Raw genomic sequence first — 15060 nt, 5'->3', positions numbered from 1 at the left:
CCCCCACCTCCCCAATCCTCCTTTGCCTCCAGCAATCCCGGATGAATCTGCTCCACCACCTCATACAGCCGCTCCAGTCCGCAGCCCGTCGTCCCCTCCACCCAGCTCAATAGGGCAGAAACCCGATTCCCCTGGGCCGATACACCTTCGGGCACAATCCCCGCTGGCGGGTCGAGGGCAAACCGCAGCTGCTCAAACTGCGGGGGCGGTAGAGCGCTGAGGGTTTGAAATAGCGTCAGTCGAGACTGAGACATGGCGCGTTGGGGGCAATGGCTGAGCCAATCCTAACCGAAGACTGCCAGCGGTGCTGATTGCCGGTGGGCTGTTGGGATGTAACCAACCTGAATTCGGTTACTGAGGTTACTATAGCCATCGCCACGAAGGTTAGGACGTTTCCCTAGATAACCTACCAGCGATGGCTATACGCCTGCTCGCTGCCCCAGTTTTTGCGGTTGGCGATTGTCTATGTCCTCAGCGAACTGGCCAACGCTATATTTTGTGGATATCAAAACTGACTGCTGTTTGATCATCATGGACGAAAACCCGAGCATTATTGCTCACATTTCTGTCGGCACCAAAGAATCTGTCCATGCCTGGGTTGAGCTAGAGAGACCCTAGGAGGTCAGGGCTTTTTCGATCCGGCGGTCAGGAATCAGCCACAGGATGGCCACCAGGATATACAGCAGGCAGGCTAGCCAGGGAATGAAAAAGGCCAGGGGAATGGCGATCGCATAGATCACTACCGATACTTTGCCCTTCCAGTCGCGGCCCAGGGCGATCGCGAGGGCAGAGTCGCGACCCTCACAGCTAATCAACGCCTGGGTCAAAATAAAATAGGCGATCGCCGCACACAGCAGCACTACGCCATAAAAGACCACGGGCAAAACCGCAAATGGGTTCTCGCCCAGCCACCCCGTCACAAACGGAATCAGCGACAGCCAAAACAGCAGGTGCAGGTTGGCCCACAGCACGCTGCCGTTCACCCGTTTGACCACCTGGAGCAGATGGTGGTGATTGTTCCAGTAGATGGCCAGGTAAACGAAACTCAGCACATAGCCCAAAAACACTGGAATCAGCGGTCGCAGTGCCACCAACCCTTCTTCGTGGGGTACCTTCAGCTCCAGCACCATAATCGTGATGATAATAGCCAGTACCCCATCGCTGAAGGCCTCCATTCTGCCCTTGCCCATGGCTAACTGCGTCCTTTACCTGGCTGTGATCACTAACTCAGTTGTCAAGCGGATAGTATTCTAAACAGACCGATTTAGGCAACCTCAGGCCCCCTTGGATGCCTTGGGCCTACCAGGCTTTAGCTTTGCCGAGCCGCCGTGGCAAACGCCTGGGGAAAGGAAACCCCATCGGGCAGGCGACTGAGGGTGCTGATGCCCGCCATCATCGCTGGGACGATGCCACCCATATAGATATCTGCCCCGGTTAGATAGAGGCCGGGAAGCGGGGTCTCCACCCGAGTCCAGCCAGCATTTTGAGGGGCAAACCGCTCGGGGGCGATGGCGAGGCCGTAGATACCTCCCTTGGGGTGGGCGGTGAAATGTTCGTTGGTGAGGGGGGTCGAAAGTTCGGTATAGATCACCAAGTCGGCAAAGCCTGGGTAGTGGCGATCGACCTGGGCAATCAGCGATTGAGCCATGCGCTGCTTCATCTGCTGGTAGGCATCATTGCGATGGAGCCAGGGCTGGGCTTTCCAGGGCTGGAAGGTGTCGTAATCGACCCAGGTGATGATTTCTGCGGTATGGGCCTGGGCCTGGGGATCCTTCAGCGAAGGGAAGGAGACGTAGCACTGGGGAGCTGGTGTTTCCCCAGTCCACTGTCGCCGCTGTCGATAGGTGGCGTTGTGATCCAGCGATTCATAGATCCAGTGATTTTCACCCCTAAAGCCGAGTTTTCTAGGGTCATCGGACAGTCCTAAATAGACGGTCACATTGCAAATCGAAGCATGCTGTTCGACAAACTGCCCCAGGGATGCCCGAAAGGGAATCGGGTAATCTGCCGGAATCAGCTTGAGATAGGTGGTGGCGGCCCCAGTGTCGGAGACAATGGCCGGTGCGTAGTAGGTTTCAACGGTTTCGCTCGGGGTATTGGTAGAGCGCACCTGAACCCCCACGGCTCGACCCGCTTCTACTAACACCTGGGTGACTTCTCGGTTGACCAGCACGCGTCCGCCCTGGGCCTCGACGATGGGCACGACAGCACGGGCGATCGCCCCCGCCCCGCCCACGGGATAGTAGGCTCCCTTGAGATAGTGCAGCGCTACGGTGGCATGCACCGCAAAGGGGCTGAGGGCGGGCGGCAGCCCATAGTCACCCCACTGCGACGCCAGCAAGGCCTTGAGCTGGGGATGGGTAAAGTGGCGATCGAGGTAGGTCTGGGTGGTCAGGTCGATCCCGATCCCACTCCAGCACTGCCCCAGACGGCCTACCCACCGCAACAACCAATTGCCATTGACCCGCAGGTTGCGGAAAAACAGGGCGGCGGCGGCCCTGGGTAAATCGCGAAAGTACCGCCGAATCGCTCGCTTTTCGCTGGGGAATTGGGCGATCAGATCAGCCTGAAACTGCTTTGGATTGCCGTACAGATCGAAGCTAAACCCAGGATAGACAAAGCGCTCAAAGGGTTCGGCCATGCGAGTCCACTGCACGGCCCGCTGGGTGATCAAATCAAACAGCTGTCGAGTCGATGACCCGGCACCCATCTGGCCCACGTAGTGCAATCCCACATCCCAGTGAAACTGCTGCCGCTTGAAATCGTGGGTGAAGCCACCGGGCTTGAAGTGGCGCTCTAGCACCAGCACCCGCTTACCCCGCAGCTGGGCCATCAGACTGGCTACGGTCAAGGCCCCCATGCCAGACCCAATCAAAATCAGGTCGTAGGTGTGATTGGCCCGTGACCCGGTGAACTGGGGGCTTGTGTCGCGATCGCGATCGCCATTGTCGGTCGAGCTATAACCTTGCCGAGGCTGGGACATTGCCGTTCCTCCAGTGCATCAAGGAATGTTTACGGTGACAACATTAGAATAGCGCCAAATGTTGACGGCGTAAACATAGAGCCTGTAAACTTTTGTTCCAGGCGACTGACCGGAAGCAGGGGGCCAATGGCCAAGAAAACCACCTATCACCACGGAGATTTGCGCCAGGCATTGGTGGATGGCGCGATCGCCATGATTGCCGAACAGGACATCGGCAGGCTTTCTCTGCGGGAAGTGGCGCGTCGGGTTGGCGTATCCCACGCGGCCCCCTACCGCCATTTTCAGGATCGAGAGGAATTGCTGGCGGCGGTTGGTGAGGAAGGCTTTATTGGGTTAACCCAGGCCATGGAAACGGGCCAAGCCCAAGCCGCCGCCGATCCCCTGGAGCGCCTCAGGGCAACTGGGGTCGCCTACGTGCAGTTTGCAGTCACCCATCCCTCCCATTACCGGGTGATGTTTGGCAGCTTTGGCGCCGAGCATTGCCCCCACCCCCAGCGAGCCCAGGTCGGCTGGCAGGCGTTTCAAGTTTTGCTCACCAGTATTGAGGCCGGACAGCAGGCTGGCGTTCTACGGACTGGCGACGCTATGCAGCTAGCGTGGGTCGCCTGGTCAACCGTCCATGGCTTGGCCATGCTACTGATCGACAAACGCTTACCCGTGACTCAGCCAGAGGCGATGACGGCCCTGGCAGAATTTGTCACCCAAATGTTGATTGGCGGGCTGGCGATCGCACCTCCCACAGAACCCTGAGCCCAGATGCCCGCTACCGTTTAGGTCGCCACCGGCTCCTTGGCCTCAAACTTGAGCTTGGCGCGCTTAAAAGGTTCAGGAATCTCCACCGGGTACTTACCCGTAAAGCAGGCCGAGCAAAAGCTGCTGGGGTCTTGGTAGGTGGCGTCTAGCATCCCCTCCCAGCTCAGATAGGCCAGAGAGTCTACGCTAATCTGCTTGGCAATATCCTCGACAGATTTGGTGGCGGCGATCAGCTGGTCTTGGTTGTCGGTATCGATGCCGTAGAAGCAGGGGTGGGTGACCGGCGGCGACGAGATCCGCATATGTACCTCAATCGCTCCGGCATCGCGCAGCGCCTGCACAATCTTGCGGCTGGTGGTACCCCGCACAATCGAGTCATCGACAATCAGCACCCGCTTACCCTCCAGCACGTCTTTAAGGGGGTTGAGCTTCATGCGAATGCCCACCTCCCGCATCGACTGGGTGGGCTGAATAAAGGTGCGCCCCACATAGCGATTTTTGATCAGCCCCTCGGCGTAGGGAATTTTTGACTGCTGAGAAAAGCCGATCGCCGCCGGGATGCCCGAGTCAGGCACTGCCATAATCAAATCCACATCGGCGGGCGACTCTTTGGCCAGCTGATGGCCCAGGCGACGACGGTAGCTGTAGAGGCTTTCGTCGTTGACAATGCTGTCGGGCCGAGAGAAGTAGATCATCTCAAATACGCAGAGCTTGCGCTGGGTGGCCTCAGCCCACTGTCGAGAAATCATGCCCTGGGGGGTAATCCACACCAGCTCGCCGGGGGCGATGTCGCGCACGTAGGTCGCGCCAATGATATCGAGGGCGCAGGTTTCTGAGGCCAGCACATAGTGGGCCGGCTGACCCACCTCAGGGATCTCATGGTCGAGTACCCCCAGCACCAGGGGCCGAATGCCCTGCTGATCGCGGGCACCGATAATACCGTCCGGCGTGCCGATGACCAGACTAAAGGCTCCGTGGCAGCGATTAAAGGCCGTTGCGGCGGCGCTCACCCAGTCGGCCCCGTCGTTAACGGCCTCGGCCAGGGCAAAGGCGATCATCTCTGAGTCGGTAGTAGTAATGAGGTCGTGGTTGCGATCGATCAGTTCTTCGCGCAGGTCGGCGGCGTTGACCAGGTTGCCGTTGTGGGCTAGGGCCAGGTCGCCTAGCCGGGTGGGCACCATGGCGGGCTGGGCATTGCAAACATGGCTCGACCCAGTCGTAGAATAACGGGTATGGCCTACCGCAATGTGCCCTGACAAATCTTGCAAAATGTGGTCGTCAAATACCTGGGACACCAGACCCATGTGCTTGTAGCAATGGCTGCCTGAAGCATCAAAGGTGGCAATGCCCGCCGACTCCTGGCCCCGATGCTGGAGGGCAAATAAACCGAAATAGGCCAGTCGAGCCACCTCTTCATCGGGCGCATAGAGCCCGAAGATGCCGCAGGCCTCTTCGGGTTTATCAGGGCGATCCTGATCGGAATCCTGGGACTCGTCGAAGAGAGCTTCAGAGGGGAACGTCATGGGGGTGCAGGGTGTCTTTTAGAGAACGCAATGGCACAGGAGCAAAACTTCATAACGTATCTGGCAGCTGCATTTTGCCTTCAATGCGTGCCCAGCTTCATCATAGGGTGGGGGCTTTCAAAACTGCATTAGAAACTACCGAACCCACCCCCGGTATTTAATAATTCCTTAATATTATGAGTGAATCATAGCATCCGAAGTCTTCCTAACGTTGAAGGCGCTGAGGTTAAATGTAGCCACGGACAGCTTTAACAGCATGGGCATGGCATGACCTGAGAGGCTGGAGCTTAGACCAGGCTAAGAATTTCGAGGGCCGACGCTTTGACGCAGTTTGCCACCATTAATAGCAGGGGTTCGGTGTTGCCAGACTGCCAAGCCACGACGGCATCGATGTAGGTGGCTCTATCAGCAGCTTGAACGATCGCCAGGGGATAACCCATTCGCAACAGATGTAGATTCATCAAGAGGCGGGCGACTCTACCATTGCCAGCGGTGAATGGGTGGATGGTGACTAAACGAGCGTGGGTTTCTGTGGCAATTTCAACGGGGTGGATCGGGTGGGACTGGGATAACCAGTCGCCAAATTCATCCATAAGATCGGGTATTTTGATGGCGTCGGGATAGCGATAGTTAGACCCCGCTGCCATACTTTCAGTCATCTATCTGCGGTTGGGAGACCAGTGCCGTGGTTACGGGTGAAGAATGTGGGTGCGATCGCACCCATGCTCAACCCTCGCCCGCCAGCTTCCGTGCAATCGCCGTCTGCCAGGTCTCAGCCAGCTCCGCCACGGCGGCGGTGCTCACCGTTTGACCCTCCTGAGTTGCCAGGGTCAGTACATCGCCATCGACCGTGCCCAGCCACTGCCAGTGGTCGGGCAGGCGATCGCCCAGGTAGGCTTCCCACTCCGCCTGATGCCCAGGGCTGACCGAGACCACAATTCTGGCGCCGCCCTCACCAAACAGCAGCCGATCCCACCGCTGATGAGGCTGAGATAATTCTATGGGAAGCTGAACCACTGCCCCCAGTTGACCGCTAATGCAGGATTCTGCCAGGGCTACAGCCAGCCCCCCCTCGGCGCAGTCGTGGGCCGAGCGCACCCAGCCCTGGGCAATGCCCTGGCGGCAGGCCGCCTGTACCTGCTTTTCCAGCGCCATATCGATCGCGGGAGGATGCCCGGTGGCTTGACCGTGAATCGTCGCCAGGTATTCTGAACCGCCCAGGGTCACCAGGGGCTGCCCCTCTGCCATCGCTGTCGTGGTCTGATCCACAGGAATGCCCAAGAGATAAATCAGATCCCCTGCCTGCTGCCAGCCCTGGCCGCAGGTGCGGCTGAGGTCATCGATTAGCCCCACCATACCGACCACGGGGGTGGGGTAGATCGGCTGGGGATTGCCCTGGCTATCGACGGTTTCGTTGTAGAGCGAGACATTGCCCCCCGTGACTGGGGTCTCAAACTCGCGACAGGCATCCGCTAACCCCCGGCAGGCTTCGGCCAGTTGCCAGTAGCCAATGGGCTTCTCAGGGCTGCCAAAATTCAAATTGTCGGTCACCGCCAGGGGCAGCGCTCCGACGCAGCTGAGGTTGCGGGCGGCCTCGGCTACGGCGGCCTTGGCCCCCTCGTAGGGGTTGAGGTAAACGTGGCGGGCGTTGCAGTCCACCGTGGCGGCCAGGCCGCGCTGCACCCCACCCGGCTGATAGTCGGGTACCGCTTCCTGAGGGCGCAGGCGAATGACGGCGGCGTCACCCTGGCCGGGGCAGTGCACGGTGTTGTTTTGCACCTGATGGTCGTACTGGCGGTAGACCCAGGCTTTGGATGCGATCGTCGGCTGGGCCAACAGCTGGTGGAGAATATCAGTCCATGGGGTTTCTCCCGAGTTGGGCAGCGCAATGCCTGCCGCTGAGCAGGGTGGCAAGCTCTCCTCACGCCAGGCCCAGGCAGTTTGGGCGTAGTCGGGCGGCTGACTCAGCAGCTCGTGGTGGTAAACAGGTGTGTTTTCAGACAGGGCCAGGGCCGGAATTTCGGCAGCCGTTTCCCCCTTGAACAAAATCCGCACGATGGGCTCTGGGATCACCGTACCGGCGACCACGGCATGGAGCCCCCAGCGCTCAAAGATCTCGATCACCTCGGCGGCGCGGCCCCTGGCGACCACAAACAGCATCCGCTCCTGGGATTCTGACAGCAGGTATTCGTAGGGCACCATGCCGGTTTCGCGCACCGGAATCAAATCCAGATCGAGCTCGATGCCGACGACGCCTTTAGCGGCCATCTCAGCGGTAGAGCAGGTGAGCCCTGCCGCGCCCATATCCTGGGCCGCCACAATCGCCCCCGTCTTAAATGCCTCTAAACAGGCTTCCACCAATGATTTCTCTAAGAATGGATCACCGACCTGCACGGCGGGGCGATCGCGCTCCGACTCGTCGGTCAGCTCGGCGCTGGCAAAGCTGGCTCCGCCCATGCCGTCACGCCCGGTGGTAGAGCCGACATAGACCACGGGGTTACCCAGGCCCGCCGCTCCCGACTTGACGATCTCGGTGGTTTCCATAATCCCGATCGCCATCGCGTTTACCAGCGGGTTGCCGTTGTAGGCGCTGTCAAAATAGACCTCGCCGCCTACGGTGGGCACCCCAAAACAGTTGCCGTAGTGGGCAATGCCCGACACTACTCCCTGGCACAGGCGACGGGTGCGGCTGTCGGCCAGATCGCCAAACCGCAGGGAGTTGAGCACGGCGATCGGCCTTGCCCCCATGGTAAAAATATCCCGCAGAATGCCGCCGACCCCGGTGGCCGCTCCCTGGAACGGCTCCACCGCCGAGGGGTGGTTGTGGGACTCGATTTTGAAGGCTACCCGTAGGCCATCGCCCGCGTCGATAATGCCCGCATTTTCCCCTGGCCCCACCAGCACCCTGGGCCCCTCGGTGGGGAACTGCTTGAGTAAGGGGCGCGAGTTTTTGTAGCAGCAGTGCTCTGACCACATCACGCCAAACATGCCGAGCTCGGCCCGGTTGGGGTGGCGACCCAGGCGCTGAACAATGTCGTTGTACTCCTCGGGCTTAATGCCTTCGGAGGCGATTTCGGCGGGGCTAAAGGGGGCGGTAGAGAAGGCCGTCATGGTGCATCGGGGGGAAGTTGCCTACCGATCTTAGCCCCAATGAGGGTTTGGCATTTGGATCTTAGATTGGAGATTCGTGGCTTGGCACCTCAGAGCTGAACACAGCCTACAGCTCCCTCAGCAAAGCGTAGATTTGAACCGATGTTTAGATCAGTTGTTTAGACCATCAGAGTCACCGCAACTTCTTCCAGCACTGCTGCGAAATCTAACAACACTTCCGCCGATGCTTTGAGCTGGTCGCCCGTCTGTCCACCAAATTTATGCATCAAACTATCTGCACATTGCCCATATAGTGATGCAATCTCTGCATAGCGGTGCTGGGTGAGACTTATTTCAATGGAACGACGATCGGTTTTGGACGGTTTGCGCTCCACAAAACCAGCTTTTTCCAATCGATCAATCAGTGCAGTCACAGATCCGCTAGTGAGACCAGTGTTTTCCCCGATGACCTTAGGAGTAAGCGGGCCGTCTTCCAGAAGATTGAGCGCGCGCAGGTCATTCCGCTGTAGGCCAAGGCGCTCCGAGATCCCGTAGTCAATGGCGTCGATCGCCCCATGGATTCTTCGACTTGCCAGGATCAGAGCCTGAAGTGCTTCACGGTCGTCCAAAATATATTCCTTGACAATCAAGATACTTGGCGGTCTAGTTATAGATAAGTGTAGGACGAACTGCCTGCGCGAAGCGTCACCATCAATTCTGAGCGGAGAAGAATATGGAAAATGTGTTATTAGGGCTAGGGTTACTTGCGGGTTTGGGGCTTGCAATAGCCATATTCTTTCTGCCCAACGCTGTCCGCTATTCAGAAAAAATCGTCATCAATGCTCCCGTCGAACAGGTGTACGACAATATTCGCCTGCAAGAACGACTGATGCTGTGGTCGGCTTGGCCTGAGGCCACTGGCTCAACCTGTTCTCTTGAGAATGAGGATGGGAGTGTTGGTGCCCGTACCGTTTTCTTTGACCAGGGGAAGCGTTTTGAGCACCAAGAAATTGTTGACCTCAAGCCGAACCAGAAAGTCGCTTTGACCCTGAATTTTATCAATACTTATCACAGACCTTTTCATCTGCCCGCAAGGCTGTTCGGTATTGTCAAATGGACTCGAGCTCTTCAAGTCAAGGATCTTGAAGGCTTGAAACAGTATTCCGAACTAAAACTGCAAAAGGCTCTGTGATGCGCTGGTGGCGTCTTCCCTATCATTCCGTCAGTCCTGCGATCGCGCCAGTAAAAAGTCTCGAATGGCGGCATCCTCTGATAGACCGATCGCCCGCTGGTAGGCTTCTTTGGCGGCGGCCTGGTTGAGGCGCTGCAGCAGATGGGCCTTCAGTGCCCAGTAGGGCTGGTAGTTGGCGATCGCCTCAGCAGGCAGAGTATTGAGCAGGGCCAACCCTTGCTCGGGGCCTTTTGTCTCGGCGATCGCCGCCGCCTGACTCACCAACGCCCCCAGGGTCGGTGACAGCTGAATTAACCCCTCGTAAAGCAGCACCAGAGCATCCCAGTCGATCGCAGCCCCTCGCAACCGCTGGGCATGAATGGATTGAATCGCCGCCTCTAGCTGAAAACGACCCAGTTGACTTAGGGATGCCGCCTGGGCCAGTTCGTGCTCGGCCGCGGCGATCATCGCCTGCGACCAGCGTCGGGTATCCTGCTGGTCGAGGGGCACATAGCCCCCCTGGGCATTGCGCCGAGCGTCACGGCGAGCCTCGCAGTAGAGCATCAGGGCCAGCAATCCTCGGGCCTCGGCCGCCTGGGGCATGAGCTGAACGCACAATCGCGCCAGCCATAGGGCCTCCTCAGCAAAACCGCGATCGCGAGGATCGGCGCCATCGACGGTTTCCCATCCCTGGGTGTAGGCCGCATAGATAGCAGCTAGGACAGCGTCTAGACGCTCCGGCAAATCTTCGGCCATGGGTAGTTCAAAGGCAATGCCCGCATCGCGAATTTTAGCCTTGGCCCGCACCAGGCGCTGCCCCATAGTGGTGGGGGCTACTAAAAACGCCGAGGCAATCTGGGCCGCATTTAAGCCCAGCACCGTTTGCAGCATCAGCGGCGTGTGCAATGCCCCATCGATCGCCGGGTGAGCACAGATAAACAGCAGCTTGAGGCGATCGTCCGGAAAAGTCGCACCATCGCTATCTGAAACGCTATCTGAGACTGAAGCCACGACCGCATCCCTCACCGTTAAGGCGTTGAAAACCTGCTCCTGGGTCTGGCTACGGCGCGCCGTATCGATCCACCGGCGGCGCGCAGTCACCAGCAGCCAGGCTTCAGGATTGGTGGGGGTCCCCTGCTCTGGCCAGGTGCTCAGCGCCTTGAGGAAAGCATCGCCGAGGGCATCTTCCGCCGCCGCCAAATCTCGGGTTTGGGCCGCCAGGTAGGCGACCAGTCGCCCGTAGGAATTGCGGGCCGCCAGTTCTGCCGCTCGGCGTGCATCCATGGGCTACTCCCTGGGGTTAGTCTGCTGCCAGGCTGGTAGCCCTTCGATCCGCCTATACCAGGCCTGAATATGGGGATAGTCCGCCAGGGGAAACCGGGCTGGTTCGGCATAGGTCAAGTCGCTAGCCACCGAAAAGTCAGCCAGGGTAAGGGCATTGCCCACCAAAAAGTCGTGCTCCGCTAGGTAGTTATTGAGAACAGCGGCCTCCGCGTGAAAGCGCTCAGCTGCCTTTTTGACTACCTGAGGGTCAGGCTCACCTCCCAGCATGGGCTTGACGAAGTTCTCGTACTGCAAAGGCTGGCAGGCGGCGTGCCAGTGGGCCAGCTGCCAGCTCTGCCAGCGCATAATGTCGGCCCGCACCTGGGCGCTCTCGGGCCAGAGTGAGTTGGCAGTCCGACTGGCCAAATACTGCATGATGGCGGTCGCCTCCCACAGGACAAAATCGTCATCATGTAGCACCGGCACGCGCCCGGTGGGGTTAAGGGCCATAAATTCAGGAGTGCGCTGCTCACCCTGCTGCAGGTCGACCAGCCGCAGATCGAGAGGCAAATCCAGGTGGATTGCCACCGCGTGAGCCTTACGGGTATTGGGGGAGGGGGGGAAGTAGTAGAGTTTCATCATCAAAGATTTCCTAGGCAGGATTAGCGGGGGCTAACGGGCGTACTTCAACGGCGCAGTTGCTAGCGGCGGGGCAGCGGGCGGCCCAGTCCAGCGCTGCATCTAAATCGGCCACATCAATGAGAAAAAAGCCGCCGAGCTGCTCTTTGGTATCGGCGTAGGGGCCATCCTGCACCTGCCGCTGACCGTTTTGCAGCCGCAGGGTGGTGCCCGTGTGGCTAGGATGTAGCTCCGCGCCGCCAACCATAATTCCGGCTTCGGCTAGCGCTTGAGAGTAGGCTCTGTAAGCGGGCATGTGCTGTTCACGATTGGCAAAGTCGTGCTCAGTTTCATAGACCAAAATTGCGTACCGCATGGATTTTCTCCATCATCAATGGGTGGTCGTTAGAAGATGTTGAGTTGCCTTCTATAACTACGACGTGTGAGGCCGCCCCATTTCGACAGCGATCGCGATTTTCTCAACTTTCTCCCGAGAGGACTGGATCCCCCACGCACAGTCCTCAAACTCAAGCCATACCTGACAGGTCTGCTGCCCTGTGGGAAAGCAATGGTGCCAACACTCGCAACGCCTCCCTGAGTTACTGTGCGCTCGCACCATAATGTCCCTCAGCAGCAGTAATAAACCCAAACTGAGCGTAGTAAAGCTGGCTGTTGCTACAGGGTCTCGGCTAGAAATCGGTCTAGGTCGGTAAAGGTACCAGCGTGGGTTGTGATCAGCCGTTCATAGCCCTTCATCTCTACCGTAAAACGTTGGAAATATTGGTCGTCGGCTCCGGCTTTTTGCAAATACTTGTAGGTTGTCTCGCCCAAGGCAATGTCAAGCCCCAGTTGCTTCGTCGACGACTCGAGGCGAAAGGCTGCGTTGACGGTATCACCCAGGGGCGTATAGTCGGGGTGGTCGTTGCTGCCGGTGTTACCCACCATGGCATAGCCGGTGTTGATGCCCGCCCCAATTCGTAGGGGAAAAGGGAGGGGAAATTGCCTATGCATTTGCCCCGTCATCTCAGCCAGAGTGCTAACAGCCTGCAAAATTTGTATCATGCTGGCCTGATCGGCTTCCTCTTTGCCGTGGATCCAAACGGCCATAACGGCGTCGCCAATATACTTGTCGACCCAGCTACCGTACTGGCCAATGATTTCTCCAGCTCGGCGAAACCAGGTGCCAATGGCCTCAGAATGGATTTTTTCATCGATCTGGCGCGTCATGACGGTGAAGTCGCGGATATCGATGACCATGACTGAGATCAACTGCCGCACATGCAGCATGGCCGTGGCCGTAGACTCACGGCCTACCCCACCACCGATGGTTTTGTCGATCGCTAGAGCAGCATCGGTGGGCCAAAAGAATTGCAGCTCAGTTTGACCAAAGGTGATTAAGTCGTTGTCATGAAGAACAACCGGAATGCTGACTCGACGACCGTTGACGAAGGTGCCGTTGCGACTACCGAGATCGATTAAGTAAAATTTGCCGTTGTCAGTAATCTGCAACATGGCATGGTTGCGGGAGATCCAGCGGTCGGGAAGCACAAAATTATTGTCGTCGCCCCGCCCCACAGTCCAGCAGTGTTCGCCCATTAGTGAAAGCTGGCGGTCACCAGAGCCAGTCTTTAATGCAAGGTATGGGCCAGATAAAAGAGTCACAGCAGTACGATACAGGCGTAGACGAAAGTCGGCATCATGAGCGATCGCGTCAAAATTTAGGTGCGATCGCGGCAGGCATCCTCAGATGCCCCTCAGATGCCCCCATTATGCCAGAGATGCCCAAGCTCTACTCCATGCTAAGCCAAAGCAGCCGTCAGAAAAAATAGGCCGTCAACCACCAACGTGCTAAAGACAGCCCCGCCAAACGCCCACCAGGCCAACTGCCGAGAGGTTGTCAGGGCGATCGCAGTAGCCACCAACAGAAAAACGACCAAAACAATAGCACGACAAGCCGCTACATCGCTCTCTAGGGCAGCACTAGCCGTTCGCAACACCAGCGGTGCCAGATCGGGGCTCGTCAGCATCAACTGCCGCCAGCTGGGGAAAAGATGCATCCAGTTAATATAGAGGTCAGTAACGGCAGTACCCAGCAGCGAACCCAAGAAGAAATAGCTGCCCACACGACCCCAGCCTTGGCGTAAGCACACCAGGGCGATCGGTAACCCCAAAGCCTCTATGGGCAAGTGCATCACCGGTTCCCAACGAAACCAGCCCCAGTAAAGAGACCCGGTCAGCCAAATCCACCCAAACCCGACAATCAAGTCACCCCACAGGTGCCACTTTGGTCGCCGCATCAGCCAAACCCCCAAGATTAGCCACAGGGGGGTGATGGCCAGACTGACCCAAGGAAAATAGCGCACCAAGGGAGCCTGTAAGAAAACCGGCAATATTACTAAACCCAGCGCTGCTGCAAATACCTTGAGCTGTCGCCCAGAGCGTGCCATCCACCCCTGTATTAGGGCCGAATAAGGCAACAGCCCCTTAATTGATCCAAAACTATAGGAAAGACTCAATGGAATGCTGGGTATCAGGTTAATCATTGTTAACATAACATGCCCTGGGGGGGCATTGCCCTACTCCGGCAGAGTATAGGCCACTATTAAGGTTGTGTTTAGGTTTACACCGACTGACATCCGAGTTAAGCCAGCAAAAAGAAAATCATTTCACTGCCAGCAGGCTAGCTCAAAGACTTTACAATACGCAGCAATGCCCTAGCTCAGACGCAGCTATCGACGTATTTTTCTCTAGCTGGATGGATTGCTTTTAACTATAACGATCCAGCGCAGTCTAGGCTAGCTGCCCCAGCAGCTTTCAGATTGTTCACGACAGATGAACTTCAAGGCTGACTGCTCCCTCCGGGTAACCATGGGGTTATGGTTTACAAAATTATGGTTATGTACTTATGACTAATTTGCTACTGGGCTGGGCTCAGCCCTTCGATTTGACGACTATGGTGGCTCAAGTCGGCGATACTGCCCCCATAACCGGGAGTATGAGCCTGTTTCAAGCCATTGTGATTGGCATTGTGCAAGGGATGACCGAGTTCTTGCCGATTAGCAGCACAGCCCACGTCAAAATGGTGCCTGTCGTGTTGGGTTGGGGAGATCCGGGGGTGGCCTTCACCGCCGTTATTCAGCTGGGCAGCATTGCCGCCATGATTTGGTATTTCTGGGATGATTTACGCCAGGTTGTAGGCGGCATGGTGAAAGCCGCCTTGAGGGGCAAATACCAATCCTCAGACTTTCGCCTGGGGCTCGGTATTTTGTTGGGTACTATCCCAATTGTGGTGGGAGGGCTGTCGATTAAGGCCTTGATCCCTGACTTTGATAATTCGCCCCTGCGCAGCAGCGCCACGATTGCCGTAGTGTCTATCGTGATGGCGTTGTTGCTGGGGTTGGCCGAGGTCATCAGCACCCGCCAACGATCTTTTGATGCGCTAACCCTCAAAGATGGCGTGACCATGGGCTTTGCCCAGGCTTTGGCGTTAATTCCGGGGGTGTCGCGATCGGGGTCTACCCTGACGGCTGGTTTATTTATGGGGTTAGAACGTGCGACCGCCGCCCGGTTTTCCTTCCTCTTGGGCATTCCGGCTATATCTCTAGCTGGCTTAGTAGAGCTCAAGGGCCTGTTAGAAGGAGGGCTGGGCGGGGTCTCTT

Annotated in this window: 14 protein-coding genes and 1 pseudogene; 3 read left to right on the top strand and 12 right to left on the bottom strand. The window is 57.6% G+C overall.

Going from position 1 to position 15060, the window contains the following annotated elements; all coding sequences use genetic code 11:
* The 3 genes and pseudogenes from IQ254_RS23855 to IQ254_RS23845 all read right to left on the bottom strand — a co-directional run.
* Window positions 1–254, bottom strand: a pseudogene (locus IQ254_RS23855) (hypothetical protein); the annotation flags it as partial.
* A gap of 360 nt (window positions 255–614) precedes the next feature.
* Complete coding sequence (locus IQ254_RS23850; RefSeq protein ID WP_193968653.1) at window positions 615–1190, bottom strand: TMEM175 family protein; 576 nt, start codon at window positions 1188–1190, stop codon at window positions 615–617.
* Between the two features lie 119 nt (window positions 1191–1309).
* Window positions 1310–2983 (bottom strand): NAD(P)/FAD-dependent oxidoreductase, encoded by a 1674-nt coding sequence (locus IQ254_RS23845; protein ID WP_193968652.1) that lies wholly within the window; start codon window positions 2981–2983, stop codon window positions 1310–1312.
* A gap of 126 nt (window positions 2984–3109) precedes the next feature.
* Here IQ254_RS23845 and IQ254_RS23840 point away from each other — a divergent pair, with 126 nt between their 5' ends.
* On the top strand, window positions 3110–3733 hold the full coding sequence (locus IQ254_RS23840; RefSeq protein ID WP_193968651.1) for a TetR/AcrR family transcriptional regulator: 624 nt from the start codon (window positions 3110–3112) through the stop codon (window positions 3731–3733).
* A 20-nt stretch (window positions 3734–3753) separates the two neighbouring features.
* On the opposite strand, the gene purF is transcribed toward IQ254_RS23840, so the two are convergent.
* The 4 genes from purF to IQ254_RS23820 form a co-directional block, all read right to left on the bottom strand.
* Entirely contained in the window at window positions 3754–5259 is a 1506-nt protein-coding gene (gene purF / locus IQ254_RS23835; protein WP_193968650.1) for an amidophosphoribosyltransferase, read from the bottom strand.
* A gap of 287 nt (window positions 5260–5546) precedes the next feature.
* A complete protein-coding gene (locus tag IQ254_RS23830; RefSeq protein ID WP_193968649.1) occupies window positions 5547–5918 on the bottom strand; it encodes a Fic family protein in 372 nt (123 codons plus the stop codon).
* A 67-nt stretch (window positions 5919–5985) separates the two neighbouring features.
* On the bottom strand, window positions 5986–8370 hold the full coding sequence (gene purL / locus IQ254_RS23825; RefSeq protein WP_193968648.1) for a phosphoribosylformylglycinamidine synthase subunit PurL: 2385 nt from the start codon (window positions 8368–8370) through the stop codon (window positions 5986–5988).
* Between the two features lie 158 nt (window positions 8371–8528).
* Entirely contained in the window at window positions 8529–8978 is a 450-nt protein-coding gene (locus tag IQ254_RS23820) for a MarR family winged helix-turn-helix transcriptional regulator (protein ID WP_193968647.1), read from the bottom strand.
* A gap of 104 nt (window positions 8979–9082) precedes the next feature.
* On the opposite strand from IQ254_RS23820, the gene IQ254_RS23815 reads away from it, so the two are divergent.
* Complete coding sequence (locus IQ254_RS23815; protein WP_193968646.1) at window positions 9083–9541, top strand: hypothetical protein; 459 nt, start codon at window positions 9083–9085, stop codon at window positions 9539–9541.
* A gap of 30 nt (window positions 9542–9571) precedes the next feature.
* Here IQ254_RS23815 and IQ254_RS23810 read toward each other — a convergent pair whose 3' ends face one another.
* From IQ254_RS23810 to IQ254_RS23790, 5 genes are all read right to left on the bottom strand, one after another.
* A complete protein-coding gene (locus IQ254_RS23810) occupies window positions 9572–10804 on the bottom strand; it encodes an RNA polymerase sigma factor (protein WP_193968645.1) in 1233 nt (410 codons plus the stop codon).
* A 3-nt stretch (window positions 10805–10807) separates the two neighbouring features.
* A complete protein-coding gene (locus IQ254_RS23805; protein ID WP_228041030.1) occupies window positions 10808–11425 on the bottom strand; it encodes a glutathione S-transferase family protein in 618 nt (205 codons plus the stop codon).
* 10 nt (window positions 11426–11435) lie between these two features.
* Window positions 11436–11777 (bottom strand): YciI family protein, encoded by a 342-nt coding sequence (locus tag IQ254_RS23800; RefSeq protein WP_193968644.1) that lies wholly within the window; start codon window positions 11775–11777, stop codon window positions 11436–11438.
* Window positions 11778–12076: 299 nt separating this feature from the next.
* A complete protein-coding gene (locus IQ254_RS23795; protein ID WP_228041029.1) occupies window positions 12077–12997 on the bottom strand; it encodes an adenylate/guanylate cyclase domain-containing protein in 921 nt (306 codons plus the stop codon).
* Between the two features lie 203 nt (window positions 12998–13200).
* Complete coding sequence (locus IQ254_RS23790) at window positions 13201–13848, bottom strand: DUF3120 domain-containing protein (protein WP_193968642.1); 648 nt, start codon at window positions 13846–13848, stop codon at window positions 13201–13203.
* 506 nt (window positions 13849–14354) lie between these two features.
* On the opposite strand from IQ254_RS23790, the gene IQ254_RS23785 reads away from it, so the two are divergent.
* A partial coding sequence (locus IQ254_RS23785) for an undecaprenyl-diphosphate phosphatase (RefSeq protein ID WP_278000363.1) occupies window positions 14355–15060 on the top strand: 706 nt, incomplete at its 3' end.

The sequence above is a fragment of the Nodosilinea sp. LEGE 07088 genome (genome assembly GCF_015207395.1).
GTDB lineage: Bacteria > Cyanobacteriota > Cyanobacteriia > Phormidesmidales > Phormidesmidaceae > Nodosilinea.
Note: the sequence above shows the minus strand (reverse complement) of the source record. Positions and strands in the feature narration are given on the sequence as shown.